The organism is Blastococcus sp. SYSU D00868, from assembly GCF_054050575.1.
In genome coordinates this window covers 138852-164569 of record NZ_JBJGZO010000006.1, presented here as the reverse complement: position 1 = coordinate 164569, position 25718 = coordinate 138852, and the positions used below count along the sequence as shown (strand labels likewise).

The following is a 25718-nucleotide window of genomic DNA, read 5'->3' as shown; positions in this document are numbered from 1 at the left end:
CCCCACGCCTCGCACGCTCGGCGCGGGCCCCTGGAGGGTGGACGTTCCAGGATCTCCCGGCGTCCGCCGCTGCGGGTCTGGGTGTGGACCGCGGCCACCGTCGCCCTGGTGGTCGTGGCCGCACTGCTGTGGCGCGGCTCGGACGCCGCGGCCACCGAGAGCACGACCGCCGCACCGGCCGACGTCCCCGAGGGGGCGCCGGCCGGTGCCGTCTCCGCCGCCTGGAGCGCCGAGGGCGGACCGCTCCCGGAGGCGCTCGTGCAGGCCGGCCGCGTCCTCGTCGGCGAGGCGCACGGCGTCCGCGCGCTCGACGCGGTCACCGGCGAGGAGGCCTGGCACTACACCCGGTCCAACGCCCGGCTGTGCGACCTCACCGCCGTGGACGGCCGGGCGGTCGCGGTGTTCGCCACGGCCGGCCGCTGCGACGAGGCCGTCGCCCTGGACGCCGGCACCGGCGTGCGGCAGTGGACCCGCAACCTGAGCCTGCGCCCCGACATCACGCTGAGCAGCTCCCCGGGCATGGTGCTGGCGACCGCGCCGACTGGCGTGGTGGTCGTCGACCCGGCCAGCGACACCCTGCGCTGGCGCGCCGACGCCTCCGAGGGCTGCCGGATCGAGGCGGGGGACGTCGGCAGCGCCGCCGTCGTCCTGCTGGAGTCCTGCGACGGGACGGCGCGGCTGCGCGGCCTGGAGCGCGGCGCCGGCGATCCGCTGTGGAGCCGCGACGTGCCGCAGCCCGGCGACGGCGCCCTGACCCTCGCCGGCGTGGGCCGGCTGGTCGGCGTGGTCAGCGGCGACGAGCTGCTGGTCTTCCAGGGCGCGACCGGCGACCCGCTGCCCGCCGTCGCCCTGCCCGCCCCCGGCCCGGACGACGCGCCCCCCGCGGCCGTCGAGGGCGCCACCGCGGTGCTCGTGTGGGCGCGCGGCACCGTCCTCGCGCTCGACCCGGCCGCGGGTCGGCTGCTGTGGTCGCGGCCGGCCCGCGGGCTGCCGGCCGTCAGCGCCGACAAGGCCCTGGACGCGATCAGCCCCCCGGTGCTCGTGCCGGAGGACGGCGCGTTCGTCTCCCGCGACCTGCGCACCGGCGAGGAGACCGGCCGCAGCACGGTGGACGGCGACGTCCCGGCCGGCGGCACCGCGGCCACCGCCGGGCCGGTCGTGGTGTACCGGCTGCCCGACCGGGTGCTCGGCTACCGCTGACCACCCGACGACGGGGGGCGGACCGGCGGCGGGCGCCGCCGGGGGGTTCACTGGGGTCATGGTCATGCCCGGCGGCCCCGACGACCGCACCACCCTCGCCATCGCCCCCGACGACCTGCGCCAGCTGGCCCGGCACGACGCCGCGGCGCGCACCTTCGCCGGCGGCGCCGGGCCGCTGGCCGCCCTCGACTCCGGTGGGCCCGGCGAGCGCGGCACCGTGCTGATGGTCGCCGGCTACACCGGCAGCAAGGAGGACTTCGCGCCGCTGCTGGCCCCGCTGACCGACGCCGGGTACCGGGTGGTCGCGGTCGACCAGCGCGGGCAGTTCGAGTCCCCCGGCCCGGACGACCCGGCGCGCTACTCGGTGGCCGAGCTGGCCGGCGACCTCCTGGCGGTGGCCCGGGTGCTGGCCGGCGAGACCGGCGTCCCGCACCTGCTCGGGCACAGCTTCGGCGGCCTGGTGGCCCGCGCCGCCGTCCTCGCCGACCCGGCGGCGTTCCGCTCGCTGACCCTGCTGGGCTCGGGGCCGTCGCGGCTGGTCGGCCCGCGGGCCGAGCTGCTGGACCACCTCGGTCCGCTGCTGGCCGCCGGCGGCGTGCCGCTGGTGCACGAGACCCTCGAGCAGCTGGCGATGACCGATCCCAAGGCGCAGGCGGTGCCGGCGCCGACCCGGGAGTTCTACGCCCGGCGCTTCCTGGCCAACAGCGCGGCCGGGCTGCGCGGGATGGCCGACGCGATGACCTCCGAGCCCGACCGGGTCGCCGAGCTCGCCGCCACCGGCATGCCGGTGCTGGTCGCCCACGGCGTCGCCGACGACGCGTGGACCCCGGCCGCGCAGGCCGACATGGCCACGCGCCTGGGCGCCCGCCACGCGGTGATCCCCCGCGCGATCCACTCGCCGGCCGTCGAGAACCCGCCGGAGACCCTCGCCGTGCTGCTGGACTTCTGGTCGTCGGTGTCGGTCTCCCCCGCCGACGAGGGCGCCGCCGGGGACTCCGACACCGCGACCGCGGGGCGCCCGTGACCCGCGGCCGGCTGCCCGGGCCGGACGACTGGACGCCGGAGGAGGACCTCGCCGGCTTCTTCGGCCCCGACAGCGTCACGTGGCGGGTGCACGCCGACCCCAGCTACTCCGTCGGCGGGCTGCGCGCGCTCATGCTGCAGGCGCTGCACCCGGTCGCGATGGACGGCGTCGCCCGCAACTCCGCCGCCTTCCGCGACGAGCCGTGGCAGCGGCTGGTGCGCACCGGCCAGTACGTCGAGACGCTCACCTTCGGCACCCGCACCCAGGCCCGCCGCGCGGTGGCGCGGGTGCGGGGGCTGCACTCCCGGCTCGGCGGCGTCGAGCAGGGCAGCGGCCGGGCCTACCGCGTCGACGACCCCGACCTGCTGCTGTGGGTGCACAACTGCGAGGTGGAGTCGCTGCTGTCGACCGCGCGCCGCGCCGGGGTGCCGCTGACCGCCGGCGACGCCGACCGCTACGTCGCCGAGCAGGTCACCGCGGCCACGCTGGTCGGCGTGCCGGAGGACGCCGTGCCGCGCACCGCGGCCGCGCTGGACGCGTACTTCGCCGAGGTTCGGCCGACGCTGGCGGCCACGGCGGCCGCCCGCGACGCCGTCCGGCTGCTGCTCCTGCCGCCGATGCCCACGTGGGTGCAGCTGCTCACCCCGGCCCGGCCGGCGTGGGGTGGGCTGGCCGCGCTGGGCTTCGCGCTGCTGCCGCCGTGGGCCCGCCAGCTGTTCTCGATGCCGGGACTCGGGCTGACCGACGCCGCGGCCACCGGGGCGCTGCGGGCCTTCCGCCAGGGGCTGCTCGCGCTGCCGGTGCGGGTGCGGCAGTCGCCGATCGTGCGCGGCGGGTTCGAGCGGACGGCGTCGGCGGTCCGGATCACGGCGTAGCGGCGGGCTCCTCCTCGGCCAGGAACGCCCAGGTCTGCGGCTGGGGCCCGACGGCGCGGCCGGGCGCGCAGCTGGACCGGAAGTCGCACCAGCCGCACTGCCGGCCCGGGACGGCGGGGAACGCGGCGTCGGCGTCCTCCCCGGCGCGCAGCGCCTCGGTGGCCCGCTCGATGTCCTCGGCGGTGTCCTCCGCGCGGCGCACGTGGTTGGCCAGCGAGCGGTCGGTGTGCTCGAAGGCGGCGACCGTGCCCGAGGGCAGGTGGTGCAGCTCGACGCGGCTGCAGGCCCGGCGCAGGGTGCGGCGGACGCCGAGCACGTAGGCGGCCAGCGCGGCCGAGCCGCGGGCCTCGTCGTCGGTGCTGGGCACCCGGCCGGTCTTGTAGTCGACGACCACCAGCTCGTCGCCGCGCTGGTCGATGCGGTCCACCCGGCCGGACAGCGCCAGCCGCTCGGTGGTGGCCGCGACCTGGCGCTCGGTGCCGACCGGCTCCTCGGCCGGGTCGAGGCCGGTCACGTAGTCGGTCAGCCAGCCCGCCGCCCGCGTCCGCCACCGCGCGGACTGCTCGGCGTCGCGGAAGCCGGCCGGCGACCAGACGCCGTACAGCAGCTGCCGCGCGGCGGCCGGCGTCCGCTCCCGGACCGGCAGCTCCCACCACGACCGCAGCGCGGCGTGCACCGCCGAGCCGACGGAGTTGTGCGCCCACGCCGGGCCCTTGGGCGGCGTGGGCCGGTCGAGGTAGGCGTGCCGGTAGCGGCGCGGGCAGTCGGTGAACGTGGCCAGCTTGCTGGGGGTGGCGGGGAAGAGCCGGCGCGGCATGCCGGGCATCTCCAGCTGTGCGCTCGCCATGCGTCCCACGCTAACCGCCGGTACCGACGATCCGGGCCTCAGTCGGTGAACGGCGCGCTGCCGGTGCCGGCCGCCAGCAAGGCCTCCAGCTGGTCCGGCGCGGTGGTGCAGGCGGCGATCGGCGTCGTCTTGTTGCTGCCGTGGTAGTCGCTGGAGCCGGTGGTCAGCAGCCCGAGCTCGGCGGCCAGCCCGCGCAGGTGGGCCCGCTCCTCGTCGCTGTGATCGGGGTGGTCGACCTCGAGGCCGAGCAGGCCCGCCTCGGCCATCGCGGCGATCGCGTCGTCGTCCACCACCCGGCCGCGCTTGGTGGCCAGGCCGTGCGCGAAGACGGGCACCCCGCCGGCCGCGCGGACCAGCCGGATGCCGTCGAGGACGTCGGTGTCGGCCTTGGCCACGTAGTACGGACTGCGGTGGTGCAGCAGGTCGGCGAAGGCCTCGTCGACCGAGCCGACGACGCCGGCGTCGACCAGCGCGCGGGCGACGTGCGGGCGGCCCACCACCCCGCCGCCGGACGCCGCGACGATCCGCTCCCACTCCACCGGGTACCCGGCCCCGGCCAGCGCGGCGACGATCCGCTCGCCGCGGCCGAGCCGCTCCTCCCGCAGCCGGGCCCGCTCGGCGGCCAGGCCCGGGTGGCCGGGGTCGAACAGGTAGGCCAGCAGGTGCAGGCTGATCGGGTTGCCGGCCGCCCGGGTCCAGCGGCAGGACAGCTCCATCCCCGGGACGACGGTCAGCCCGCGCGGACGTGATCCCTCGGCGGCCGCCCAGCCGCCGGTGGTGTCGTGGTCGGTGAGGGCGACGACGTCGAGCCCGGCGTCGCGGGCGGTGGCCAGCAGCTCGGCGGGTGACTCGGTGCCGTCGGACACCGAGGAGTGGGTGTGCAGGTCGATCAGCATCGCCGGTCAGCCTGCCGTACGGGGCTGCGCCGCGTCCGGGTGGCCGCTCAGGGCGTCTGCGGGGGCCGCGGGATGGGCTGGGTGTCCCGCCGGCCGGCGGAGTGCGGGACGACGGGCTCGACGCTGCCCTCGTCGTCGCCGTCCACCAGTCCGTCCTCGCCGAACAGCAGCTGGCTGACCCGCCGGTAGAGCACGTCGGCCGCGGGCAGGTAGGTGATCTCCGACAGCGCCTGCTGCTGGCCGGCCGACTCGAACCGGAAGGTGCCGTAGCCCAGCAGCTGGCCGAGCAGGGTCTCCTTCCAGGTCAGGTCGGTGATCCGGCGCAGCGGCAGCAGCGCGACGGTGCGGACGACGATGCCGCTGGTCAGCAGCACGCGGCGGTTGGTGACGATGAAGTGGCGCATCCACCACTCGCCGGCACGCAGGGCGAGGAAGACCAGCGCGGCGGCGACCACGAGCAGGCCCGCGGTGCTGGTGAGCTCGTTGCGCGGGTCCAGCACCAGCAGCCAGCCGCCGAGGACGAGCACCGGCAGCGCCTTGAGCACGGGGACGATGAGCACGGCCCAGTGCCGCCGGGTGGCGACGACGGGCGGCAGCTCCCCGGGCAGCAGGTACTTGGCGGCGTCCTTGCGCCACCGCTCCGGGCGGCGGTCGTGGGCCGGGTCGGTCACGCCGGCCTAGATCAGCGACCCGACGAACTCCGCCAGCGACGAGGCGGCGTCGCCCAGGGTCTCCCCGGCGTTCTTGACGATATCCGCCGACTTCTCCGGTGCCTGGATGACGTAGAAGACGACGAAGGCGACGGCCAGCCAGGTGATGATCTTCTTGAGGTTCACGCAACCTCCGCGGCGTGCTCAGCGCACCGGCCGGACTCGCCCGCCGGGTTGGCCCGGGGCGGGCCTCCCCATGGGTAACACGGGTCCCACCTGCCCCCTGGGGTGACACGCCGCCGGGTTCCGAGGCGCTGCGGTCCCCTACCGGCCGGGCAGCAGGTGCTCGCTGGGCGGGCCCAGCGGCAGGTCCGGGTACACCCGGTCGCGCAGGTCCAGCAGCTCGAGCTGCTCGGCCAGCAGCCAGGCCGCGGACATCGGCCACATGACCAGCCAGAGCCACACGCCGAAGGACTCGCCGACGAACGCCGCGCGGTCGTCGCTGGTGGGCACGGCCCACAGGGGGGCGTGCTGGCCGGCCGCCTTGACCGTCGCCGAGGAGGGGCCGGTGAAGACGTCGCCGGGGTCGGGGCCCGGCAGGCCCGCGTAGCCGCAGCCGACGCCGGTGCCCGGCTCCTCGGCGACGAGCACCAGCTCCGCCGTCCCGCCCAGCGGCGCCGGGCCGGAGCAGTCGACGACGATCGCGCGCGCCCCCGGCTCCCCGCCCCACGCCATCCCGGTCACCGTCCAGCCCGGCGGCATGGGGTCGGGCACCCACGCGGGGACCCGGGCGTCGGCGGTCACCGCCGCGATGGCGTCGTGCGCGATGAGCACCGTGTGGTGCAGCGGGGTGACCGCCCCGTGGACGTGGCACCACGCCTGCGCGGAGTCCCCGGGGCGGACGGCGAGGCGCTCGCCGCAGCGGGGGCAGACCGGGGAGGCACTCATCGTCGTTACCGTCCTGTGGCCGTGGGGGTTCGTCAAGCGCAGCGGGCCGCGGGCCCACCTCGGCGTAGCGTCGCGGAGGTGCCCGCCGAGCAGGACCCCGCCGCGCCGGCCGCCAGCGCGGGGCCGGGCGACGGCCCGCCGGCCGCCGGCGCGAAGGCGGAGGCGGCCGACGGCACCCCGGTGCCGGCGGTGGTGGCCTGCGTCGGGGCGGTCGTGCACGATGCCGCGGGGCGGTTGCTGCTGATCCGGCGGGGCACCGAGCCCGGCCGCGGGCGGTGGTCGGTGCCCGGCGGCCGGGTCGAGCCGGGTGAGTCGCCGGCGGCCGCGGTCGAGCGCGAGGTGCGGGAGGAGACCGGCCTGGCGGTGCGGGCCGGCGCGGTCCTCGGCCGGATTCGCATCCCCGGGCCGGGCGTCGTCTACGACGTCGCGGACCTGGCCTGCACGCTGCTCCACCCGGACGCCGTGCCGGTGGCCGGCGACGACGCCGACGCGGTCACCTTCGCCGACGCCGCAGCACTGGCGGAGCTCACCTGCACCGACGGGCTGCTCGAGCACCTCGGCCGCTGGGGCGTGCTGCCCTGCTGACGCGGCTCGGCCGCCGGAGGCCCGCTGACGCCGCTCCCCCGCCGGCGACTCAGCGCGGGCAGCTCAGCACGGGCAGCTCAGCACGGGCGGCTCAGCGCGGGCGGGGCTCCGGACGGCCGGGCTGCTCGCCGCCGCGCGCCTCGCCGTAGCTGCGCTTGGGCACCATGACCTTGCGCCGGAAGACGCACACGACGGTGCCGTCCTGCTTGTAGCCGATGGTCTCGACGTACACGACGCCGCGGTCGTCCTTCGACTTCGACTCGGTCTTGTCCAGGACGGTCGTCTCGCCGTAGATGGTGTCGCCGTGGAAGGTCGGCGCCACGTGCCGCAGCGACTCGATCTCCAGGTTGGCGATGGCCTTGCCGGAGACGTCCGGGACGCTCATGCCCAGCAGCAGTGAGTAGATGTAGTTGCCGACGACGACGTTCTTGCCGAAGTCGGTCGTCTCCCCCGCGTAGTGCGTGTCCAGGTGCAGCGGGTGGTGGTTCATCGTGATCAGGCAGAACAGGTGGTCGTCGTACTCGGTGACCGTCTTGCCGGGCCAGTGCTTGTAGACCGCCCCGACCTCGAACTCCTCGTAGTACCGACCGAACTGCATGTGATGGCTCCCGGCGTCGTTGCTGTTGTGGGCACCGGGACGCGCGGGACGCACCGCCGCCGGGTGGGCCCGGGTGCTGTGCCCACGCACGCGTCGGTGACCCGTCTGGACGGGCGCCGATCCTACGATGCTCGGGTGTCTGAGCTCTCCACGGCCGAGGGCACCACCGGCACGGACGTGGTCCGGCTCCCCCGCGCCTCGCGCTGGGTGCGACTGGCCGTCACCGCCCTGGTGTTCGCGGTGGTCATGACCGGGACCGTCTGGGGGGACGACGCAGACTTCCCCTTCGGGCCCTTCCGCATGTACTCGACCCGCGCCGACCCGAACGCCCCCGTCGTCTCCACCCGCGTGGTGGGGCTCACCGCGGACGGCGAGGAGGTGCGCCTGTCCGGCGGAGCGGTCGGCCTCCGCCGGGCCGAGTTCGAGGGACAGCTCCCCCGGATGCAGGAGCACCCCGAGCTGCTCGGCCTGCTCGCCGAGACCTACGCCGAACGGCACCCCGACGCCGAGCCCCTGGTGGAGGTCCAGGTCGTCCACCGGCGCTTCGAACTCGTCGACGGCCAGCGCACCGGCGAGTACACCGACACCGTCGTCGTCGACCACGACCTGGAGCTGACCCCGTGAGCCGGCCCGAGACCCCGTCCTCCGCCGTCCCCGCCGCCGGCTCCGACGCCACCGGCGCCGGGCGCCGGCCCTTCCCGCTGACCGGCGGCTGGTGGTTCCGGCCCGTGCCCCTGAGCCGCATCGCGGTCGTGCGCACCATCGCCTACCTCTTCATCTGGGTCGACGTCTGGTTGACCACCGCCTGGGTCAGAGCGCACGCCGACGTGCCGCCGGAGTGGTACGCGCCGCTGACCGTCGGCCGGCTGCTGCACCTGCCCACGCCGACGCACACGGTGGTCACGGTCGTGCAGTGGGCGCTGCTACTCACGGCGCTGGCGGCGGCGACGGGACGGGCGCCCCGCCTGCTGGGCACCGCGGTGTTCCTCCTCTACTTCGAGTGGATGGTCATCGCGATGAGCTACGGGAAGGTGGACCACGACCGCATCGCCTTCCTGGTGCTGCTGGCCGTGCTGCCCACCGTGGGCGTCGCCCGCTGGCGGGACCGGCGGCGCTCGGAGGCCGCGGGGTTCGCCATGGCCGCGGTGCTGGTCACCGTGATGCTCACCTACTTCCTGGCCGCCTGGGCGAAGATCCGCTTCGGCGGCTGGGACTGGCCCACCGGCGCGACCCTCGCGCGGGCCGTCATCCGCCGCGGCACCCCGCTGTCGGACTGGACGCTGGACTTCCCATGGCTGCTCGAGGCGATGCAGTGGGCGATGATCGTGCTCGAGGCCCTGGCGCCGCTGATGCTGCTGGTCTGGCGGGACCGGGCGCGGATCGCCCTGGTGGCCTTCCTCATCGGCTTCCACCTGATGGTCTACGCCGGCGTGACCATCGTCTTCCTGCCGCACTGCATCGCCGTCCTGTCGATCCTGCCGTGGGAGCGCGCGCCGGAGCTGCGCAGCCGGCTGCTGGGGCGGAGCCGTCGCCCCGTCGCCCCGGCTGCGGCCGCCGCCGCGCCCTGACCCGCCGGCGCGGAGGGCGCGGCGGCGGGCCCGGCCGTCGCGCCCCGTCGCCGTCCGGCGGCTGACGGGCCGCGGACCGCCCGGCCCTCGCGCGCCCCGCTCAGAGCAGCGCCCCGATCCGGGCGGCCATCTCGGCCTCGTGCTGCTGGTAGGAGTCGGCGACCCCGGCCAGGAGCGCGCCCATGCCGGTCAGTGCGTCGGCCACACCCTGGGCGGCCAGCCGCCACTGCTCGTACAGCTCCGTGAAGCGGAGCGCGGCCTGGCTGTCGGTCCAGCCGTCGAGCACCGAGGTGTTCACGCTGCTCGACAGCGTCGCCTGGCGCGCCGTCGTCTCCGCTGCCTCTGCCCTGCACTGCCCCGCCATCGACTGCAGCGTGGCGATGTCGACCTTCACGTGTCCTCCTCGCGTCCGGGTCCCTCCCGGTGGCGGCGAACGGTAGGGCCGCGTCCCGCCGGACGGGCTCCGCCGTCCACAGGCGGGGCCTGCGTCCACAGATCCGCTGCCGGCCGACCGCCGCGGGCCGGGTCGGCACACGATCCCGGCGTGAGCGCCACCCCCGAGCCGGCCCGGACCCGTCGCTGGACCCTCGTGCGGCCCTCCGGCGCCCTCGACGTCGAGGTGTCCGCCGCCGACGGCGCGTGCCTGGGCACGGTCCTCGAGGCCCTGGCCCCGGTCGTCGACTCCTCCGAGCCGCGGCTGTACAGCGGCTCGACGCCGCTGGACGCGGCGACCGAGCTGGGCTCGGCGGCCCTCGCGCACGGCGCCGTGCTCGGGCTCGACCGCCCCGGGCCGCGCGCTCGACCGGCGGCGGCCGCGAGCGCCCTGTCCCTGGAGGTGGTCGGCGGGCCGGACGCCGGCCTCTCCGTCCCCCTCCACGGCGGGCAGCGCGTGGTCGGCCGCGGCGGCGGCGCCGACGTCTCCCTCGACGACCCCGGCGTCTCCCGCCGGCACCTCGTCGTCGAGGTCGGCGGCGGCAGGGTCACCGTCCGGGACGCCGGATCGGCCAACGGGAGCCGTCTCGACGGCGGCGTCCTCGGTGCCGAGCCGACCGAGTGGAGCGAGGGCGCGGTGCTGCGGATCGGCGCCTCCGCGCTCACCGTGCGGGGGCCCGGCGGTGTCCGGCTCGCCGACCGGCCGGCGCCCGGCGGTCGCACGCTGGTGCACCCGGTCGCCGCCCGGCGCCCGCCCCGCCAGGAGGTGGAGGTGCGGTTCCCCGCCGAGCCCGCCGAGCCCGCGCGGCGGCGGCTCGCCTGGGTCGCGATCGCGGTCCCGGCCGCGGCGGGGGCGCTGGCCGCGTGGTGGTTCGCCTCCCCGACCTTCCTGTTCTTCGCCCTGCTCAGCCCGGTGGTGGCCCTGGGCTCGTGGCTGGGCGACCGGTGGAGCGGCCGCCGGACGAGCCGGCGCGACGCGGCGGCGCACGCCGAGCAGGTCGCCGAGGCCCGGTCCCGGCTGAGCGAGGCTGTGCGCGCCGAACGCCGGGCGGCGGAGGCCGATCCGCCGGACCTCGGACGCCTCACCGCCGCGGCCCGGCGCCGCGCCGCGCCCCTGTGGACGCGGCGCCGGGAAGACCCCGACGCGCTCGTGGTCCGGCTGGGCCGCGGCCCCGGCGCCACCCGCGTCGTCCGGATCGAGCCCGACGGCTCGAGGACACCGGAGCCGTGCGGCGACCTGCCCGTCTGCGTCGACCTGGCCGCCACCGGCGGGCTCGCCGTCGTCGCACCGCGCCGGCCGGCGCTCGGTGTGGTGGCGGCGGTGCTCGCCCAGACCTGCGCCCTGCTCCCCGCTGCTGATCTGGGCGTCGCGGTGCTCACGACGCCGGATGGGCTGCCGGACTGGGCCTGGTCACGCTGGCTGCCGCACGTCGATCCCGCGGACGTGCGGGTCGCGCTCTCGGGCGAGATCGACGAAAGACCCGACCTGTCCTGGCTGGACGCGGCCATCGGCCGCCGGTCGCACGCGACGGTCGCGTCCGGCCACGGCAGAGCCGGCGGCACCGTCCCTCCCTGGCTGGTCGTCGTGCTCGACCGCCCGCCCGGCCCGCAGCTCGCGGCGGCCCTGCGGCGTGCCCGGGCGAACGGGGTGGTGACGCTGACGACGGCCGGCCCGACCCGGGAGCGGCCGGCCGCGGTCCTGCACGTGACCGGCGAGACGGGCCAGGCGCGGCTGGAGGTCACCGGCTCCCCGGCCCGCGAGCTGGTCGTGGACCAGCTGTCCCGCCCCGCCGCCGTGACCCTCGCCCGCGACCTGGCACCGCTGGGCACCGCGGCCACCGGCGCAGAGGACCTGCCCGCGACGGTCCGCCTGCTGGACCTGCTCCCGGCCGGGCTGCGCGTGCGTCCGGGCGCGGACCCGGCGGACGGCTGGTCGAGACGACGGGACGATCTCGTGGCGGTCCTGGGCGCCTCGGCCGAGGGGGCGGTCGCGGTGGACCTGTGCCGGGACGGCCCCCACGCGCTCGTCGCGGGCACCACCGGAGCGGGCAAGTCCGAGCTGTTGCAGTCGCTGATCGCCGGCCTGGCCCTGGCGCACCCGCCGGACCGGTGCTCCTTCCTGCTGGTCGACTACAAGGGCGGGGCGGCGTTCGCCGAGGCCGCGGAACTGCCGCACACGGTGGGGGTGGTGACCGACCTGGACGCCCGGACCACGGCGCGCGCCCTGCGCTCGCTGGGCGCGGAACTGGCCCGCCGGGAGGCCGTGCTGGCCGCGGCCGGGGTCGCCGACGTCGCGGCGCTGCCCGAGGACGTCGACCTGGCGCGGCTGGTGATCGTCGTCGACGAGTTCGCCGGCCTGGTCGAGGAGTTCCCCGACTTCGTGCCCGGGCTGGTGGCCATCGCGCAGCGCGGCCGGTCGCTGGGGGTGCACCTGGTCCTGGCCACGCAGCGTCCCGCCGGGGTGGTCTCCCCGGAGATCCGCGCCAACTGCAGCCTGCGGCTGTGCCTGCGCACCACCGACGAGTCCGACTCCCGGGACGTGCTGGGCACCGGCGCGGCCGCCGCGCTGCCGGTCGACCGGCCCGGCCGCGCGTATCTGCGGATCGGAGCGGCGGCACCGGTGCTCGTCCAGGTCGCCCGCGTGGCCGGACGCGCCCCGCATGCGCCGGACCGCCCGCGGGTCCGGCGGTGGGAGTGGCCCCGTGCCGCGTCCCGCGGACCCGCGCGCGCCGCGGGACGGACGGACCTGGCCGCGGTGACGGCGGCGCTGCGGCGGCGTGCCGAACGGGCCGGCGAGCGGCGGCCGCACCGCCCGTGGTGCCCTCCCCTGCCCGACCGGCTGGCCGCCGCGGACCTCGCCGTCCCGTCGGCCGCCGCGGGAACGGGACCGGTGCTCGCGGTGGGGCTGGTCGACCGGCCGGACACCCAGGGCCAGGAGGTGCTGACCGTCGACCTCGGGCGCGGTGGCGGGTGGCTGGTCGTGGGCGGTCCGGGCAGCGGTCGGAGCACGTTCCTGCGCACCGTGCTCGCCGAGGCGGTCGGCGCTGCACCCCCCGACGAGCTGCACGTGCACGTGCTCGACCACGGCGGCGGCGCCCTCGCGGCGGCCGCCGCCGGGCTGCCGCACACCGGCACCGCGGTCGGCGCGGACGACCCGCTGCGCACCACGCGCCTGGTCGACCGGCTCGCCGCGGAGGTGGCGGCCCGCCGGGCGTCCGGCCGATCCACGCCCCGGCTGCTGCTGCTGGCCGACGGCCTGGAGTCGCTGTCGGCGCAACTGGACGAGGCCGATCCCACCCGGGGGTCCGCCGCGCTGCTGCGCCTGGTCCGGGACGGCGGAGCGGCGGGCCTGACCTGCCTGCTCACGGCCGACCGGGCCGTGCCGGGGAGCCGGCCGGCCGCCGCCGTCGGCACCCGGCTGGTGCTACCCATGCCCGACCGCGCCGACTACGGCGTGGCCGGCATCCCCGCCCGCGCGGTCCCTGGACACCGGCCGCCCGGCCGGGCACTGGTCGGCGAGGCCACCTGGGAGTGCCAGCTGGCGCTGCCCCGGGCCCTGCCCCGCGCCGCGCAGCCCACGGGCCCGGGACCGGCAGGCCCGCGGCCGGCGTCGGCCGCGCTGCGGATCCCCGACCTCGAGCCCGACCCCCGGCTCCCCCTGCCGGTCGGGGGCGACCCGGGCGAGGCGCTGCGCGCCGTGCCGCTCGGGCCCGGGGGCGACGAGGGCGACGTCCTGCTCGTGGACCTGCTCCGCGCCGGTGGGCTGCTCGTGGCGGGACCGCCCGGGAGCGGTCGCTCGGCCACGCTGGACGCGGTGACCGCGCACCTGCTCGCCGCGGACGTCCCGGTGCTGCGCGTCACCGGCCGGCGAGCCGGGGCCGGCTGCGCGTCACCGGCCGGCGTCACGGTCGTCGAGGCGACCGACACCGAGGGGTGGGCGGCCTGGACGAGCCACCTGGCGGGCCGGCCGGGGGTCGTGACCGTCGACGACCACGCCGACGTCGCCGAGGCACCCGTCGTCGCCGCGCTGGGCGCGAGCCCGCCCGACGGCGTCGTGACCGTCGTCGCCGGCTCGGCCGCGGACCTGTCCACCGTCTTCCGCGGCCCGGTGGCGGCGCTGCGTCGCCGGCGGAGCGGGCTGCTCCTGTGCCCCGGACCCGGGGACGCCGATCTGCTCGGCATCCGTCTCCCGCGCACGCCCGTGCCGGCCCGGCCGGGCTCGGGCTGGCTGGTCGACGCGGGGGTGCCACGCCGGGTCCAGGTCGCCGCCCGGCGCGTCCGCGGGGAGCAGCCGTGAGCCCGCTCGGCGCGCCCGGTCCGCCGGGTCCGCCGGGTTCAGAGCAGGTCGAGCAGCGGGCCGATCTCCTGCGACGCGTACCAGGCGAGCTCGTTGCCCTCGGCCTGGTCCACCACGAACTGGGCGTCGTCGCTGCCGAGGTCGGCCTCGAGCACCACCGCGACCGCGGCCCGGACGTCGCTCTCGGCGTCGGCACCGTCGACGTGGACGCTGGCCACGTCCCGCAGCGCGATGTCGGTGGTCACCCGCACGGCTCCCGCCTCGATGTGCGGCTCGTCGAGGGGGGTGACCGAGCCGTCGGCCACGTCGGCGGCCACCACCGCTCGCCGCCGCGCCGCCAGCGGGTCGACGTCGAGCAGGCGCAGGCTCGCGCGGGCGGCGGCCAGCAGCGCCGCGTACTCCAGCTCCTCGGTGTCGGCCTCCGCGTCGCTGACCGCGTAGTGCTGCCGCAGCACCTCGGTGACGGCGAAGGCCGTGTGGGGTCCGGGGAGCCGGCCCTCGTCCACGAGCGTCCGCAGGACCGTCGTCGTCGCCGGCAGGTACACGCGCACCCGGGTGGCTCCCTCCATCGGTGGAGCGACGACGGTATCCCGGCCGCCGCGCCCGGCCCCGCGGGAGCCGCCGGACCGCCGGGCTCAGCGCGAGGCCTCGACCAGCTCCGCCGTCTCCTGCTCGATCAGGTCGGCCAGCAGGTCGACGTCGCCGACGGTGTCCCGGTCGGCGTTCAGGCACACGTACACCCGCCCGTCGTAGCTCGTCATCCCGATCGACAGGCCCTGCCCGCGGACCAGTGGCACCACCGGGAAGACCTCGAGCATCCGCGCGCCGGCCGCGTACAGCGGCAGCTGCGGGCCGGGCACGTTGGTGATGACCAGGTTGAACATGCGCCGGGACAGCCCGCGGGCCGCCCGGGCTCCGAGCGCGTGCAGCGTCGGCGGAGCGAAGCCGGTCAGCGCGATGAGCGTGTCGGCGCCGACCGACCGGCCGGAGCTGGCGACGCCGCGCATCGCGTAGCTCAGCCGCGCCAGCCGGACCCGGGGGTTGGGCTCGCCCACCGGGAGGTCGACCAGGTAGCTGGCCACCCGGTTCCCCGGCGCCTCCTGCTCGTCCTCCTGGACCGACACCGGCACCAGCGCGCGCACGGACGTCGAGGCGACGACGGCCACCCCCCGGGAGAGGAGCCAGTCGCGCAGGGCGCCGGTGACCACGGTCAGCAGGACGTCGTTGACCGTGCCGCCGTGGGCCCGCCGCACGGCCTTGAGGTCCTCGAGGTCGGCGCGGGCGATCGCCACCCGCCGCTGGCGCCCCCGCGTGGCGTTCAGGGGGCTGTTCGGCGCGGGGAAGACCGCCGACCGCGCCGCCCGCACGAGGCCCGAGGCCGCCCCGCCGAGCCGGGCCACCGTCGCGCGGGCGTCGGTGACCGCGGACCCCAGGGTCGACACGGCCGCCGAGGGGCGCTGCACGTACTCCGCGAGCGCCGTCCGCAGCAGCTCGGTGCCGCTGGGCAGCCGGCGCGGCCGCCACGGCTCGGTCTCCGGCACGGGGGCGTCCGGGGAGGCATCGAGCAGCACCTGGGCGATGTCGACGGCGCCGAGCCCGTCGACCAGCGCCGGGTGGGTCTTGGTGATCACCGCGACCCGGCCCTCGGAGAGGCCCTCCACCAGGTACAGCTCCCACAGCGGCCGGCGGGGGTCCAGGGGACGGGAGGTCAGCCGGGAGACGAGGTCGAGCAGCTGCTCCTCGGTGCCCGGCCGGGGCAGCGCCGACTGCCGCACGTGATAGGCCACGTCGAAGTCGGGGTCGTCGGCCCACACCGGGTCGGCGAGCCGGCCGGGCACCTCCAGCACCCGCTGCCGGTAGCGCGGCACGAGCGGCAGGCGGGCCTCGACGAGCGCCGCGATCGCGTCCAGCCCGCCGGGTGGCGGCTCCAGCAGCAGGACCCCGGCGACGTGCATCGGGGCGTCCGGGTCCTCCAGGTAGAGGAACGACGCGTCGATCGTCGTCAGGCGCTCCAGCATCGACTCCCTCTCCGTCGGGCGGCCCAGGCTACGCACCGCCGGCGCGCTGCCCGCACGGCTCCAGGCCGCTCGGGGACGCGGCTCAACCCGCTGCCCGCCGCAGCCGCGGCCGGCCCCGCCGGACCTCCCGGACGGGGACGCCGGTGACCCGGACGGCCAGCTCCCGCAGCGCCTCCCGCAGCGCCGCGCCCGGCGCCACCTCGGCCAGCGTCCGGCCCGACGCGAGCGCCGCGTCGGTCGCCCGGCGGTCGGCCGGCAGGAAGACGTCGACGTCGCGCCCCGCGAACCGGTCGACGGCGTCGGCGATCTCCCGCCGCGGGTCGCCCGGGACCGGGCCGCGGCGCACCTGGTTGACCACGAGCAACGGCTCCACGTCGGGCAGGGCGTCGCGCAGGTCGCCGAGCGCCCGGATGCAGCGCTGCAGCGCGACCGGGTCGGCGCCGCCCACGCAGACGACGACGTCCGCTGTCTCGAGCACCGCGAGGGTCGCGCCGTTGCGCCGGGGAGCCGCCGTGTCGAAGGACAGCTCCTCGTCCTCCTCCAGGCTGAAACCGCAGTCGACGACGGTCAGCTCGGCCAGCCGGCGCGCCTCCTCCAGCACCCGCACCACCGCCGAGGGGCGCAGCTCCGGCCAGCGGTCGGCCCGGGCCAGGCCGGTCAGCACCCCGAGGCCCGGCCGCACCTCCCACGCCAGCCGCCGCAGCGTCGTCTCGTCCAGGCTGCCGGTCGCGGCCCGCCGCGCGGCGGCGGCCAGGCCGGGCGACTCGTCCAGCAGGCCCAGCACCTGGGCGACGACCCCGCCGTACACGTCGGCGTCCACCAGCAGCGTCTCCACGCCCAGCCGCGCGGCCTCGTCGGCCAGGCCGACGGCGACCGTCGTCCGGCCCGGCGCGCCGGTCGGACCCCAGACCGCGAGGACCAGGCCCGTCCCGCCGGCCCGGTCGCCGGCCTCCTCCGGCAGGCGGGCCCCCGGCAGCGCCGCCCGGGGGTCGGCGACGTCCCGACCGGCGGGCGGTCCCCCGGCCACCGCGTCGCGCAGGGCCTGCGCGATCTCCTCGGGGGCCGCGTCGGCCGGCAGCACCCGCAGCACGCCCAGGGCCTGCAACCGCGCCGCGGCCCGCTCGTCCCCGGGCTCCACCAGACCGACGACCGCCACCCCGGCGGCGGCCAGCCGGGCGATCGCGTCGCCGTCGAGCCGGCGCAGGTCGGCCGAGAGCAGCGCGGCGTGCCCGGTCCCGGTGGCCGCGGCGGCGAGGAGCTCCGACACGTCCACGCAGCGCCGCACGACCGTGACGCCGTGGTCGGCGCGGTCGAGGGCCCCGACGAGCGCGGACTCCCAGGCCGCCCCCGTGACGGCGGTGAAGACCTGCAGCGCCATCAGGACGTCGGCCCCGCGGGCTGCGACGACGAGGGCGCGGTCGCGGAGGACGGAGCCGCGGTCCCGGGCGACCCTCCCGCGCCGGCGGATGCCGGCGCGGCGGAGGGCACGGACCCCGCCGACGGCGGCGCGGTGTCGACCGACCCGTGCACCACCACGACCAGGGGCCGGCCCCCGATCGCGGCGAGGACGCGGTCGGCGTCGTCCGCCTCGACCGACACGACCACCTGCACGGTCGTGGCCGCGCTGGACAGCACGCCGTCCGTGCGGCCGGACATGGCCTGCACCGGCGCCGTCCCGACGACCAGGGCGACCTCCCCGTCCGCCGTGCCGGCCGCGCCCGCGGCGGGGTCGGCGACCGCGTACACGTCCACCACCTGGCCGCGGGTCAGTCCCGGCGGCACGTACCCGGCCTGCACCGGCAGCGCGACTTGCACCAGTTCGGGCACGTCCTCCAGCGCCGACCGGGGCAGCAGCTCCCCGTCGCGCACGGCCCGGGCCAGGGTGCGCCCCTCGGGCCGGGTGCTGGTGGCGAGGTACCGGTCGGCCGCGACGTCGAGCCGGACGTCGACGGTCACCAGGTCACCGGCCGACAGCACCGTCCCGGCGGCGAGGTCACCGGAGGCCGCCCACACCGGCACGGTCGTGTCCGCGGCCCCCACCACCCGCGCGCCCAGCAGCACCGAGACGAGCACGAGCAGCACACCGAGCACGAGCCGCAGGTCCAGCCACCGCGGCGCGCGCACCCGCCGGGGCACCGGCCCGCGCACGCGCACGGTCGCCGGGGCCCCCGGCGCAGGCGGGGGTGGGGCCGTCCGCACGTCGGTCACCGCCGCCGCCTCCGTCCGTTCCCGGCGGTTGGTACCGCCTCCTGCGCTCGCCGCCCGCCGCCGGGTGGCGACGGTCGGACGCAGATGATGCGGGACGGGCGCGTTCCCGTGCACCGGTTGTCCACACGTTCGGGTGTGGACGGTGCAGCCGATGCCTCCGGAGGGCTGACACACTGACGCCGACCCCGGATGAGAGACCGCCGATGCCCACACCGCGCTTCCTGACCCTCGCCGACGTGGCGGAGATCCTGAACGTCTCCTGGCGGCAGGTGTACGCGCTCGTCCGGCGCAAGGAACTGATCGCGATCCAGATCGGCGGCCGCGGGCAGTGGCGCGTCGAGGTCGACGAGCTCGAGCGCTTCATCCAGCAGCGGTACGCCGAGGCCCGCGCCGGTGACGTGCCCGACCTCGAGCCCGACGCCGAGGACTCCCGCGCCGGGGCCGAGGGCAGCTAGCCCCGGGACAGGCCCCGGCCGCTGCGCCTAGTCCAGCCGCGGGGCCAGCCGTCGCACCGCGGCGACCGCATCGGTCGCGATCGCCCGCACCCCGCGCACGGCGCCGCCCCGCCGCGGCTCGTCGGCCGCGTGCTCGGCCAGCTCCAGGAAGTCGGCCCCGACCCGGTCGACCGTGCCGGTGTGCGCACCGCCGTCGTCCAGCAGCACCTGCACCGGACTGCGGTCGCGCGCCAGGCCCCGCAGTGCCCACCGCAGATCCAGCCGCTGCGCCACCTCTCCCGCGGCCGGGACGGCGGTCGCCCGGTCCAGGCCGGCCACGGTGCGCACCGTCGCCAGCGCGACGAGCAGCTCGCGGCCACCGTCCTCGGCGAGCAGGGCCCAGCCCGCACCGACCTCGGCGAGCACGCCGCGCAGCTCCCCCGCCCCGCGGCAGCGCACCGCCAGCTCGCGGCCCACCGCGCCGCCCAGCCGCTCCGCCAGCCGGACGGCGCCGGCCTCCAGCCGTGCCCGCGCGGCGTCCTCCGACCGCTCCTCGGCGACCTCCGCCGCCTCCAGTTCCGCCTGCAGATCGGCGAACAACCGCTGCCACCGCACGGTCGGCAGCGTACCTGTGTGCACATACCTTGCGTTTACTGTCGTTTGCTTGCTCTAGTAGACGAGTCGACACGAGGAGGACCGATGACGCTGCGCCGCCTGGTCGCGACGGCCGCCGTGCTGGCCGCCGTCGCGACCGTGCTCGCCGAGCTCACCCCTGCGGTGCCCGACCCCGCGCTCGCCGTCGGGGACCCCCAGGCGTTCGTCGACACCGCGGGCGCCGACACGGTGGTGGCCGCGGTGGCCGCGGCGCTGGCCTGGCTCGTCTGGGGCTGGGGCGCGCTCGGGGTGCTGCTCACGGCCCTGTCGGCGGCACCCGGCGCGGTCGGCGCGGTGGCCCGCGCGCTCGGCCGGCTGCTCGTGCCCGCCGCCGTCCGCTCGACGGCCGCCGCGGCCCTCGGCGTCGGGCTGGTGGTGGGCGCGCCCGCCCTGACGGCCTGCGCACCCGCCGGCGAGCGGCCGGCCACGGTGGCCGCGGCCACGGTGGCGTCGCCGGCGCACGCCGCCCCGGTACCGGACTGGCCGGCCGCTCAGGCCACGCCCGAGCCGGCCACTCCCCCCGAGCCGACCACCCCACCCGAGGCGACCGTCCCACCCGACCCGACCGTCCCGCCGTCGACCGGCGCGGACGCGGTGCCGGACACCGCAGCCCCGGACGCCGCACCGGCCGGTCCGGTGCCGGACTGGCCGGCCGCCGGCGAGCACGTCGTCGTGCGCGGCGACTCGCTGTGGCGGATCGCCGCGGCCGACCTGCGCGCCCGGAGCGGGCGGGAGCCGGACGCCGCCGAGGTGGCCCGCGCCGTCGAGGCCTGGTGGTCGGCCAACGCGGACGTCGTCGGCCCCGACCCCGACCTGCTGCTCCCCGGCCAGGTGCTGCGCGCGCCGGCCTCCCCCCACCCCCCGACCGGAAGCGAGAGCCCCGAATGACCGCGCCCCCGTCCGCCGCACCCGCCGCCGCCCCGACGAGTCCGGCTGCCCCGGCAGCCTCGCCGACCGGGGCGCCCCCGCTGCGGACGTTCCGGCTGACCGTCGTCCGCACGCCGCAACCGCCGCTGACGGAGGACCCGGCGTTCCCCCTCGTGCGCCTGGGAGTCCTCCCCCCGCGGGCGCCGCACCGGCCCGGCCCGCGCCCGCGGGAGAAGCACCAGCGGATGGCCGACTTCGGGCCGGCCTGGTCCAGCCGGAGCGACCTGCCCGACCCGGCGCTCACCGGACGGCGGGTGTTCACGCTCGTGCTGGAGGGGCTGGCCGGCCTGCGTCCGCTCGCCCAGGTCCAGGCCCTGACCGCGCCCGGCCTCTACGCGGGCCTCACCAGCGGACGGCGGCCGGCCTGGTGCTCCGGCGGCACCGCCCCGGTGCTCCTCGGGCCCGTGCGCGTGTGCGAGCCGGTGGACGGCGTCGCCGAGGTCAGCGCCGTGGCGCGCCGGTCCGGCCGGGCGCACGCCGTGGCGGCCCGGCTCGAGGGTCTCGACGGCCGGTGGCGCTGCACCGCTCTGCAGATCGGCTGAGCGCCGCGCCGCCCGCCCCGGGACCGGGCCCGGCTTCGGGGCCGGGCCGGGCCGGGCCGGCAAGACGACCGCGCCCCCGCCGGCGGGGAGCCGGCGGGGGCGCGGTGGGGGAACGGCGCGGGCTAGTGCGCCGCCCCGTGGCAGAACTTGTACTTCTTGCCCGAGCCGCAGGGGCACGGCGCGTTGCGGGCCGGCTCCTTGGACCCGGTCACCGTCGCCGTCTTCGCCGCCTTGGCCGAGCCGCTCTCCTTGGGCGAGGCGTCGAGGCTGGGCGCCGAGTAGGTCAGGTTCTCCTGGCGGCGCGGCTCGTCGAGGCCCTTGACCGCCAGCTGCGGCCCGGTGCCCGACGGGGCCTCCTCCTCCGCGGCGGCGGGAGCGGCGGCGGGAGCTGCCGCGGCCGCGGAGCGGGCCGCCGGCGCCGCCGGCTTCGCCGTCTTCTTGCCCGGCCCCGCCCCGGCACCGGACCGGCGGGCCGCCGGCGCGGCGCCGGCCGGCGTCGTCGAGGTGGTCCGGCCCGGCGCGGTGCCGCCCGGGGCGCCGGCGGGAGCGGTGCCGGCGCCGTTGCCCGCCGCGGCGGCGGCAGCGGCCTGCTGGCGGGCCAGCACGCGCGCCGTCCCCTCCTGGGCGGCGGCCAGGGCGCGGGCCTCGGCCTCGGCCTGCTTGGCCCGGGCCTCCTCGTCCTGCTGCTCCTTGGTCTTGACCTCGAGGTTGAACAGGAAGCCGACGGACTCCTCCTTGATGCCGTCGAGCATCGCGTTGAACATGTCGAAGCCCTCGCGCTGGTACTCCACGACCGGGTCGCGGTTGGCCATCGCGCGCAGGTGGATGCCGGCCCGCAGGTAGTCCATCTCGTAGAGGTGCTCGCGCCACTTGCGGTCGAGCACGCTGAGCAGCACCCGCCGCTCGAGCTCCCGCATGACCTCCGCGCCGAGCCCCGCCTCGCGCTCGTCGTAGGCCCGGTGCACGTCGTCGAGCAGCTCGGTGCGCAGCGTCTCGGCCGACAGCGACGCCTGCTCGCCGTCCGCCGTCCGGTCCAGCAGCTCCTGCCGGTCCAGCCCGACCGGGTACAGGGCCTTGAGGCCGGTCCACAGCTGCTCGAGGTCCCAGTCCTCGGCGTAGCCGGTCTCGGTCGCGCCGTCGACGTAGGCGCCGATGACGTCGTCGAGCATGTGCTGGACCTGGTCGGCCAGGTCCTCGCCGTCGAGGATCTTGCGCCGCTCGTCGTAGATGACGGTGCGCTGCCGGTTGAGCACCTCGTCGTACTTGAGGACGTTCTTGCGGATCTCGAAGTTCTGCTGCTCGACCTGCGTCTGCGCCGACAGGATCGCGCGGCTGACCATCTTCGACTCGATCGGCTGGTCGTCGGGCACCCGCAGGGTGTTCATCATCGACTCGAGCATCGGGCCGTTGAACCGGCGCATCAGGTCGTCGCCGAGGGAGAGGTAGAACCGCGACTCCCCCGGGTCGCCCTGCCGGCCGGAACGGCCGCGCAGCTGGTTGTCGATCCGGCGGCTCTCGTGCCGCTCCGTGCCGAGCACGTACAGGCCGCCGGCCTCGACGACCTGCTCGTGCTCGTCCTCGACCTGCTTCTTCGCCGCGGCCAGCGCGTCGTCCCAGGCGGCCTCGTACTCCTCCGGGGTGTCCGTCGGGTTCAGCCCGCGGGCGCGCAGGTCCTCGTCGGCGATGAAGTCGGGGCTGCCGCCGAGCTGGATGTCGGTGCCGCGGCCGGCCATGTTGGTGGCCACGGTGACCGCGCCCAGCCGCCCGGCCTGGGCGACGATGTGCGCCTCCCGCGCGTGGTTCTTGGCGTTGAGCACCTCGTGCGGGATCCCGCGCCGCAGCAGGAACTTCGACAGCAGCTCCGACTTCTCCACGCTCGCGGTGCCGACGAGCACCGGCTGGCCGGCCTCGTGCCGCTCGGCGATGTCGTCGACGACCGCCTCGAGCTTGGCCTTCTCCGTCTTGTAGATGACGTCGGAGCGGTCGATGCGCACCATCGGCCGGTTGGTCGGGATCGGGACGACGCCCAGCTTGTAGGTCTGCGAGAGCTCGGCCGCCTCCGTCTGGGCGGTGCCGGTCATCCCCGACAGCTTCTCGTAGAGCCGGAAGTAGTTCTGCAGCGTGATCGTGGCGAGGGTCTGGTTCTCGTCCTTGATCTGCACCTTCTCCTTGGCCTCGATGGCCTGGTGCATGCCCTCGTTGTAGCGCCGGCCCGACAGCACGCGGCCGGTGAACTCGTCGACGATGAGCACCTCGCCGTTGCTGACGATGTACTGCTGGTCGCGGTGGTAGAGCTCCTTGGCCTTCAGCGCGTTGTTCAGGTAGCTGATCAGCGGGGAGTTGACCGCCTCGTAGAGGTTCTCGATGCCGAGCTGGTCCTCGACGAACTCGACGCCCTCCTCGGTGACGGCGACCGTGCGCTTGGCCTCCTCCACCTCGTAGTGCACGTCCCGCTTCATCATCGGGACGATCCGCGCGAACTCCTGGTACCACTTGCCGGCGGACTCGGCGGGGCCGCTGATGATCAGCGGCGTCCGGGCCTCGTCGATGAGGATCGAGTCGACCTCGTCGACGATCGCGTAGTGGTGCCCGCGCTGGACCAGGTCGGCCTTGCTCCACGCCATGTTGTCGCGCAGGTAGTCGAAGCCGAACTCGTTGTTCGTGCCGTAGGTGATGTCGCAGGCGTACTGCTCGCGCCGGTGCGCCGGCCGCTCGCCGGACAGGATGGTGCCCACCGACAGGCCGAGGAAGCGGTGCACCCGGCCCATCCACTCGGCGTCGCGCTTGGCCAGGTAGTCGTTGACCGTGATGACGTGCACGCCGTCGCCGGTGAGCGCGTTGAGGTACGCGGGCAGGACGCCGGTGAGCGTCTTGCCCTCACCGGTGCGCATCTCGGCGATGTTCCCCAGGTGCAGCGCCGCGCCGCCCATGATCTGGACGCGGAAGTGCCGCTGGCCCAGGGTCCGGGTGGCGGCCTCGCGGACGACGGCGAACGCCTCCGGCAGCAGCTCGTCGAGGGTCTCCCCGTCGGCGTAGCGCTCCTTGAACTCGTCGGTCTTGGCGCGCAGCTCCGCGTCGGTGAGGTCGGCGACGTCGTCGGCGAGCGACTCGACCGCGTCGGCGATCCTGTTCAGTCGCCGCAGGATCTTGCCCTCGCCGGCACGGAGGATTCTCGAGAACACCACACACCCAGGGTAGGCGGCCCGCCCGCGTGCACGGTCATCTGCGCGCATACCCTCCGCCGGTGGCATCCGACCCGCGCACCCTGGGCCCCGGCACGCTCACCTTCCTCACCGAGCGGCACCTGGCGACGCTGACCACCCTGCGCGGCGACGGCACCCCGCACGTCGTCCCCGTGGGGGTGACCTTCGACCCGGAGACGGCCACCGCCCGCGTGATCACCTCGGGCACCTCCGCGAAGGCCCGGCACGTCCGCGCCGGGCAGGACCGGGTGGCGGTGTGCCAGGTGGACGGCCGCCGGTGGCTGACCCTCGAGGGGACCGCGGTGGTGCGCGACGACGCCGGGTCCGTGGCCGACGCCGTGGAGCGCTACGCCCGCCGCTACCGGCAGCCGCGGGAGAACCCGGCGCGGGTGGTCATCGAGATCTCGGTCGACCGGGTGCTCGGGAACGCCTAGACATGGCCGGGTGATCCCCGAGGGCATCGACCTGTCCGGCATGGACCTGTCCGGCATCGACCTGACCACCGAGGTGGTGCGGACCGAGCGGCTCGTCCTGCGCCCGCACCGGCCCGACGACGCCGACGCCGTCTTCACCGCGTGCCAGGACCCGGGGATCCAGCGCTGGATCACCGCGATCGCGCTGCCCTACACGCACGACCAGGCACGGACCTGGGTGGCCGAGGTGGCGCCGGCCGAGCGCGCCGGGGGCCGCGGGATGCCGGTCGTGGTGGAGGCCGACGGCGTCCTGGTCGGCTCCGCGGGCGTGCACTTCCGCGGCGGGCGGCTCGGCCCCGAGATCGGCTACTGGATCACCGCGCCGGCGCGCGGCCGCGGGTACGCCGCCGAGGCGGCGCACGCGCTGGCCGAGTGGGCCCTGAGGCTGGGCGCGCCGCGGGTGCACCTGGTCGCCGACGTCGGCAACACGTCCTCGCAGCGGACGGCCGAGCGGGCCGGGTTCCGGCGGGAGGGCGTGGTGCGGTCCTGCCTGGAGGACCGCTCGGGCGGGCGGTCCGACGCCGTGCTCTTCGGCCGGCTGCCCGGGGACTGACGCGGGACCGCCCGGCGACGGGTCACGTCGCCGGGCGGTCCAGCAGTCACCTCAGAGGGAGACCGCCGCTGGCTCGGCGGGGGCGCTGACCCGGGACGCCGCCCCGTCGAGCGGGGCGTCGACCAGGCGGATGAGGCCGTAGTCGAAGGCGTGCCGGCGGTACACGACCGTCGGCCGGCCGGTGTCGGCGCACTGGAAGAGGAAGAAGTCGTGGCCGACCAGCTCCATCTCGTGGAGGGCCTGGTCGACGGTCATCGGCGTCGCCGGGTGGTGCTTCTCCCGGACGACCCGTCCGGGGAGGTGCTCGTCGAGGTCGGTGACGAGGGGTTCGCCGTCGAACTGGGTCTCCAGGTCGGCGGTCTGCGACGGTCCGCCCGTCGCGGCGAGCGGTTCGGCGGTGTTGCCGGCGATCCGCACGCTGGCCGGGGTGCGCCGGCCGTGGTGCACCCGGCGGCGGTCGGCCGCCCGGCGCAGCCGGTTCTCGAGCTTGGTGCAGGCGAGGTCGAGCGCCGCGTAGAAGTCGGGGCCGGCGGCCTCGGCCCGGACGACGGGGCCCTTCCCCCGCAGGGTGATCTCCACGCGCTGGCAGTTCGCGGACTGGCGTGGGTTCTTCTCGTGGAACAGCTCGACGTCCATCCGGAGCATCTTCAGCTTGCCGTCGAAGCGATCGAGGGAGCCGACCTTGTCCTCGACGTGCTGGCGGTAGTGCTCCGGCACTTCGACGTTCCGGCCGCGGACAACGATCTCCATGAGACCTCCCGGGTGTACGGGGATGTGTCCGGTTGA

At 77.0% G+C, this 25718-nt stretch carries 26 protein-coding genes; 12 read left to right on the top strand and 14 right to left on the bottom strand.

All coding sequences use genetic code 11. From position 1 onward, the window contains the following. Positions 1-108 precede the first annotated feature (108 nt). From ACI79F_RS07805 to ACI79F_RS07795, 3 genes are read left to right on the top strand one after another with little or no spacing between them, the layout of a single operon-like run. Positions 109-1200, top strand: a complete 1092-nt coding sequence (locus tag ACI79F_RS07805) for an outer membrane protein assembly factor BamB family protein (RefSeq protein ID WP_456544583.1) — start codon at positions 109-111, stop codon at positions 1198-1200. 58 nt (positions 1201-1258) lie between these two features. Further along, entirely contained in the window at positions 1259-2224 is a 966-nt protein-coding gene (locus ACI79F_RS07800) for an alpha/beta fold hydrolase (protein ID WP_456544584.1), read from the top strand. Beyond that, entirely contained in the window at positions 2221-3099 is an 879-nt protein-coding gene (locus ACI79F_RS07795; protein ID WP_456544585.1) for an oxygenase MpaB family protein, read from the top strand. Before ACI79F_RS07800 ends, ACI79F_RS07795 begins: the two co-directional genes overlap by 4 nt. On the opposite strand, the gene ACI79F_RS07790 is transcribed toward ACI79F_RS07795, so the two are convergent. The 5 genes from ACI79F_RS07790 to ACI79F_RS07770 all read right to left on the bottom strand — a co-directional run bounded on the left by ACI79F_RS07790 (position 3089) and on the right by ACI79F_RS07770 (position 6440). Next, positions 3089-3946 carry a RecB family exonuclease gene (locus tag ACI79F_RS07790; RefSeq protein WP_456544586.1) on the bottom strand — a complete coding sequence of 286 codons (858 nt, stop codon included), beginning with the start codon at positions 3944-3946 and terminating at the stop codon, positions 3089-3091. The two genes, ACI79F_RS07795 and ACI79F_RS07790, sit on opposite strands and share 11 nt — an antisense overlap. 38 nt (positions 3947-3984) lie before the next feature. Further along, entirely contained in the window at positions 3985-4842 is an 858-nt protein-coding gene (locus ACI79F_RS07785) for a PHP domain-containing protein (protein ID WP_456544587.1), read from the bottom strand. A 47-nt stretch (positions 4843-4889) separates the two neighbouring features. Continuing rightward, complete coding sequence (locus tag ACI79F_RS07780) at positions 4890-5513, bottom strand: PH domain-containing protein (protein WP_456544588.1); 624 nt, start codon at positions 5511-5513, stop codon at positions 4890-4892. 6 nt (positions 5514-5519) lie between these two features. Next, positions 5520-5678 (bottom strand): hypothetical protein, encoded by a 159-nt coding sequence (locus ACI79F_RS07775; RefSeq protein ID WP_456544589.1) that lies wholly within the window; start codon positions 5676-5678, stop codon positions 5520-5522. Between the two features lie 138 nt (positions 5679-5816). Then, a complete protein-coding gene (locus ACI79F_RS07770; protein ID WP_456544590.1) occupies positions 5817-6440 on the bottom strand; it encodes a DUF6758 family protein in 624 nt (207 codons plus the stop codon). 78 nt (positions 6441-6518) lie between these two features. Between ACI79F_RS07770 and ACI79F_RS07765 the strand changes: the two genes are divergently transcribed. Continuing rightward, on the top strand, positions 6519-7025 hold the full coding sequence (locus ACI79F_RS07765) for an NUDIX domain-containing protein (RefSeq protein ID WP_456544591.1): 507 nt from the start codon (positions 6519-6521) through the stop codon (positions 7023-7025). A 91-nt stretch (positions 7026-7116) separates the two neighbouring features. Here ACI79F_RS07765 and ACI79F_RS07760 read toward each other — a convergent pair whose 3' ends face one another. Further along, entirely contained in the window at positions 7117-7623 is a 507-nt protein-coding gene (locus tag ACI79F_RS07760; RefSeq protein ID WP_456544592.1) for a MaoC family dehydratase, read from the bottom strand. Between the two features lie 135 nt (positions 7624-7758). Here ACI79F_RS07760 and ACI79F_RS07755 point away from each other — a divergent pair, with 135 nt between their 5' ends. Together ACI79F_RS07755 and ACI79F_RS07750 are read left to right on the top strand one after the other, a co-directional pair. Then, a complete protein-coding gene (locus ACI79F_RS07755; protein WP_456544593.1) occupies positions 7759-8247 on the top strand; it encodes a hypothetical protein in 489 nt (162 codons plus the stop codon). Continuing rightward, positions 8244-9191 carry an MFS transporter permease gene (locus ACI79F_RS07750; RefSeq protein WP_456544594.1) on the top strand — a complete coding sequence of 316 codons (948 nt, stop codon included), beginning with the start codon at positions 8244-8246 and terminating at the stop codon, positions 9189-9191. Before ACI79F_RS07755 ends, ACI79F_RS07750 begins: the two co-directional genes overlap by 4 nt. Positions 9192-9291: 100 nt before the next feature. Here ACI79F_RS07750 and ACI79F_RS07745 read toward each other — a convergent pair whose 3' ends face one another. Next, positions 9292-9585 (bottom strand): WXG100 family type VII secretion target, encoded by a 294-nt coding sequence (locus ACI79F_RS07745; RefSeq protein WP_456544595.1) that lies wholly within the window; start codon positions 9583-9585, stop codon positions 9292-9294. A 150-nt stretch (positions 9586-9735) separates the two neighbouring features. Here ACI79F_RS07745 and ACI79F_RS07740 point away from each other — a divergent pair, with 150 nt between their 5' ends. Next, the gene (locus ACI79F_RS07740) at positions 9736-13920 is read left to right on the top strand and encodes an FtsK/SpoIIIE domain-containing protein (RefSeq protein WP_456544596.1); all 4185 of its coding nucleotides are present in this window, start codon (positions 9736-9738) and stop codon (positions 13918-13920) included. A 38-nt stretch (positions 13921-13958) separates the two neighbouring features. Here ACI79F_RS07740 and ACI79F_RS07735 read toward each other — a convergent pair whose 3' ends face one another. The 4 genes from ACI79F_RS07735 to ACI79F_RS07720 form a co-directional block, all read right to left on the bottom strand. After that, the gene (locus ACI79F_RS07735) at positions 13959-14489 is read right to left on the bottom strand and encodes a DUF6912 family protein (RefSeq protein WP_456544597.1); all 531 of its coding nucleotides are present in this window, start codon (positions 14487-14489) and stop codon (positions 13959-13961) included. Between the two features lie 66 nt (positions 14490-14555). Then, the gene (locus ACI79F_RS07730; protein WP_456544598.1) at positions 14556-15938 is read right to left on the bottom strand and encodes a WS/DGAT/MGAT family O-acyltransferase; all 1383 of its coding nucleotides are present in this window, start codon (positions 15936-15938) and stop codon (positions 14556-14558) included. Between the two features lie 82 nt (positions 15939-16020). Continuing rightward, the gene (locus ACI79F_RS07725) at positions 16021-17316 is read right to left on the bottom strand and encodes an AAA family ATPase (protein WP_456544599.1); all 1296 of its coding nucleotides are present in this window, start codon (positions 17314-17316) and stop codon (positions 16021-16023) included. After that, the gene (locus ACI79F_RS07720) at positions 17316-18086 is read right to left on the bottom strand and encodes an SAF domain-containing protein (RefSeq protein ID WP_456544600.1); all 771 of its coding nucleotides are present in this window, start codon (positions 18084-18086) and stop codon (positions 17316-17318) included. The genes ACI79F_RS07725 and ACI79F_RS07720 overlap by 1 nt, the downstream gene beginning before the upstream one ends. 263 nt (positions 18087-18349) lie before the next feature. On the opposite strand from ACI79F_RS07720, the gene ACI79F_RS07715 reads away from it, so the two are divergent. Then, complete coding sequence (locus ACI79F_RS07715) at positions 18350-18601, top strand: helix-turn-helix domain-containing protein (protein ID WP_456544601.1); 252 nt, start codon at positions 18350-18352, stop codon at positions 18599-18601. A 27-nt stretch (positions 18602-18628) separates the two neighbouring features. Here the strand turns inward: ACI79F_RS07715 and ACI79F_RS07710 are convergent, their stop codons facing one another. Then, complete coding sequence (locus ACI79F_RS07710; protein ID WP_456544602.1) at positions 18629-19195, bottom strand: hypothetical protein; 567 nt, start codon at positions 19193-19195, stop codon at positions 18629-18631. 84 nt (positions 19196-19279) lie between these two features. On the opposite strand from ACI79F_RS07710, the gene ACI79F_RS07705 reads away from it, so the two are divergent. Together ACI79F_RS07705 and ACI79F_RS07700 are read left to right on the top strand one after the other, a co-directional pair. After that, on the top strand, positions 19280-20122 hold the full coding sequence (locus ACI79F_RS07705; RefSeq protein ID WP_456544603.1) for a LysM peptidoglycan-binding domain-containing protein: 843 nt from the start codon (positions 19280-19282) through the stop codon (positions 20120-20122). Between the two features lie 224 nt (positions 20123-20346). After that, a complete protein-coding gene (locus ACI79F_RS07700) occupies positions 20347-20703 on the top strand; it encodes an Rv3235 family protein (protein ID WP_456544604.1) in 357 nt (118 codons plus the stop codon). 122 nt (positions 20704-20825) lie between these two features. Here the strand turns inward: ACI79F_RS07700 and secA are convergent, their stop codons facing one another. Further along, positions 20826-23888, bottom strand: coding sequence for a preprotein translocase subunit SecA (gene secA, locus ACI79F_RS07695; RefSeq protein WP_456544605.1), 3063 nt, complete (start codon positions 23886-23888; stop codon positions 20826-20828). A 59-nt stretch (positions 23889-23947) separates the two neighbouring features. Between secA and ACI79F_RS07690 the strand changes: the two genes are divergently transcribed. Together ACI79F_RS07690 and ACI79F_RS07685 are read left to right on the top strand one after the other, a co-directional pair. Beyond that, complete coding sequence (locus tag ACI79F_RS07690) at positions 23948-24340, top strand: pyridoxamine 5'-phosphate oxidase family protein (protein WP_456544606.1); 393 nt, start codon at positions 23948-23950, stop codon at positions 24338-24340. 10 nt (positions 24341-24350) lie between these two features. Then, the gene (locus tag ACI79F_RS07685; RefSeq protein WP_456544607.1) at positions 24351-24932 is read left to right on the top strand and encodes a GNAT family N-acetyltransferase; all 582 of its coding nucleotides are present in this window, start codon (positions 24351-24353) and stop codon (positions 24930-24932) included. A gap of 51 nt (positions 24933-24983) precedes the next feature. On the opposite strand, the gene hpf is transcribed toward ACI79F_RS07685, so the two are convergent. Further along, positions 24984-25682, bottom strand: a complete 699-nt coding sequence (gene hpf / locus ACI79F_RS07680; protein WP_456544608.1) for a ribosome hibernation-promoting factor, HPF/YfiA family — start codon at positions 25680-25682, stop codon at positions 24984-24986. Positions 25683-25718: the final 36 nt, after the last annotated feature.

Bases quoted from the DNA above. Each gene is read 5' to 3' on its own strand.
- ACI79F_RS07760 (WP_456544592.1), bottom strand. From the start codon at position 7,623: ATGCAGTTCGGTCGGTACTACGAGGAGTTCGAGGTCGGGGCGGTCTAC.
- ACI79F_RS07790 (WP_456544586.1), bottom strand. From the start codon at position 3,946: ATGGCGAGCGCACAGCTGGAGATGCCCGGCATGCCGCGCCGGCTCTTC.
- ACI79F_RS07730 (WP_456544598.1), bottom strand. From the start codon at position 15,938: ATGCTGGAGCGCCTGACGACGATCGACGCGTCGTTCCTCTACCTGGAG.
- hpf (WP_456544608.1), bottom strand. From the start codon at position 25,682: ATGGAGATCGTTGTCCGCGGCCGGAACGTCGAAGTGCCGGAGCACTAC.
- ACI79F_RS07700 (WP_456544604.1), top strand. From the start codon at position 20,347: ATGGCCGACTTCGGGCCGGCCTGGTCCAGCCGGAGCGACCTGCCCGAC.
- ACI79F_RS07800 (WP_456544584.1), top strand. From the start codon at position 1,259: ATGGTCATGCCCGGCGGCCCCGACGACCGCACCACCCTCGCCATCGCC.
- ACI79F_RS07725 (WP_456544599.1), bottom strand. From the start codon at position 17,316: ATGGCGCTGCAGGTCTTCACCGCCGTCACGGGGGCGGCCTGGGAGTCC.
- ACI79F_RS07735 (WP_456544597.1), bottom strand. From the start codon at position 14,489: ATGGAGGGAGCCACCCGGGTGCGCGTGTACCTGCCGGCGACGACGACG.
- ACI79F_RS07770 (WP_456544590.1), bottom strand. From the start codon at position 6,440: ATGAGTGCCTCCCCGGTCTGCCCCCGCTGCGGCGAGCGCCTCGCCGTC.
- ACI79F_RS07785 (WP_456544587.1), bottom strand. From the start codon at position 4,842: ATGCTGATCGACCTGCACACCCACTCCTCGGTGTCCGACGGCACCGAG.
- ACI79F_RS07705 (WP_456544603.1), top strand. From the start codon at position 19,280: ATGACGCTGCGCCGCCTGGTCGCGACGGCCGCCGTGCTGGCCGCCGTC.
- ACI79F_RS07715 (WP_456544601.1), top strand. From the start codon at position 18,350: ATGCCCACACCGCGCTTCCTGACCCTCGCCGACGTGGCGGAGATCCTG.